Below are 244 nucleotides of genomic sequence, written 5' to 3'. Positions count from 1 at the left end.
GCGTCTACCAATTTCGCCACAGGGGCAGCGGCGGGCTGGCTAGACCAGCACCCGCCGCTGCGCAACCCGTTATGCGGTGGTCAGGCGAACACGTCGTTCGAGATGTCGGCATCCTTCGGGTCCTCGCCGTATCGATTGGTCCCGCCAGTGCCCTCCATGCAGAACAATGCCAGCAGCGCCAGCGAGCCGAGGACGGGAACAAGGCTCACCCAGATCCACCACCCCGATCGATCGGTGTCATGCA

The 244-nt window shown here is 64.3% G+C and carries 1 protein-coding gene; it reads right to left on the bottom strand.

The window, feature by feature from the left end; genetic code table 11:
* Window positions 1–80 precede the first annotated feature (80 nt).
* Window positions 81–244 (bottom strand): DUF805 domain-containing protein (locus AC0IYH_RS33450; RefSeq protein WP_471838734.1); only part of this gene is annotated, 164 nt, incomplete at its 5' end.

The sequence above is a fragment of the Pseudomonas sp. AC463 genome, from assembly GCF_979253585.1.
The sequence above is the reverse complement of the archived record's forward strand: the minus strand, read 5'-3'. Positions and strand labels throughout refer to the sequence as shown.